The organism is Massilia sp. P2_C2 (genome assembly GCF_056404615.1).
This window is the reverse complement of the sequence record NZ_JBFUDR010000608.1, coordinates 1-1232: the sequence shown is the minus strand read 5'-3', so window position 1 is coordinate 1232 and position 1232 is coordinate 1. Positions and strand designations below refer to the sequence as shown.

The following is a 1232-nucleotide window of genomic DNA, read 5'->3' as shown; positions in this document are numbered from 1 at the left end:
TGCCGGAAGACGACACGCCCACCATCCAGCCCGACCCGCGCACCAACGCGATCCTCGTGCGCGACCTGCCGGAAAAGATGGCGGACTACGCGCGCCTCATCGCCACCCTGGACACGCGGCCGCAGGTGCTGGAGATCAGCGCGAGCATCATCGACGTCACCGAGAACGCGCTGGCGCAGCTGGGCGTCGACTGGCGCCTGCACGGCCGCAACTTCGACTTCGAGACGGGCGCCGGCAACCTGGCGCAGGCCGCCTTCCCCGGCTCGTTGAACCCGTCCGGCTTCGGGACGCCCAGCGCCGGCGACAGCGCCCCCGCGACGACGCCCACCGGCGGCACGCTGACGGCCGTGCTGGGCGGCGCCGGCCGCTACCTGCTGGCCCGCGTCAGCGCGCTGGAGCAGACCAGCGAAGCGCGCATCACGGCGAGCCCCAAGGTCGCCACGCTGGACCACGTGGAAGCCGTCATGGACAACAAGACGACGTTCTACGTGCCGGTCGCGGGCTACCAGTCGGCCGATCTGTACAGCGTGTCGGCGGGGACCTCGCTGCGCGTGCTGCCGATGGTGGTGCCGGAGGGCGACGGCGGCATCCGCCTGACGATCCACATCGAGGACGGCCAGCTGACGGGCCAGCTCGTGGGCCAGCTGCCCGTCGTGAGCAACAGCGAGATCGACACCGAGGCGCTGATCCGCAACGGCGAAAGCCTCCTCATCGCCGGCTACTCGGTCGAGCAGAGCACCAGCGGGAACACCGACGTGCCGTTTCTTTCGAAGCTGCCCGTCGTCGGCGCGCTCTTCAGGAACAAGCAGGACCAGAAGCAGAAATTCCGGCGCCTGTTCCTGCTCACGCCGCGCATCGTCACCCCCACGTGACCGCGCTTCGGCGCGGCGGCGACGCCTTCGTTTGCCGCGCTTGGCGGGCGTTTGCGCCCGCTAAGCTGACCCATCGCACCTTTTCGAGGAGTTCCGCATGATCCGAACCGGCAGCACGTCCCAAATCACTTCGCATCGCGTCGACGACCATGCCACCGAAACGCCGTCGAACACGCCGTCGAACACGCAGGCCGCCCGGCCCCGTGCCCGCCGCAGCAGCGCGCCCGCGCAACTGAACCGGTTGCCGACGCTCGCGCAGTTGCTGCGCAGCGACAGCAGCGCCAGCGGCGGCAGCGGCCGCGCCGGCGCCGCCGTCCATCCGGCGCCGCCGGCCATCAGCGAGATCGAGGAAGTCGCGGA

Annotated in this window: 2 protein-coding genes; both read left to right on the top strand. The window is 70.5% G+C overall.

What is annotated here, in order from left to right; translation table 11 throughout:
• Window positions 1–872 (top strand): type III secretion system outer membrane ring subunit SctC (gene sctC, locus AC1DYX_RS31280; protein WP_477266126.1); only part of this gene is annotated, 872 nt, incomplete at its 5' end.
• Window positions 873–969: 97 nt separating this feature from the next.
• On the top strand, window positions 970–1232 hold a 263-nt coding region (locus AC1DYX_RS31275), incomplete at its 3' end, for a hypothetical protein (protein ID WP_477266124.1).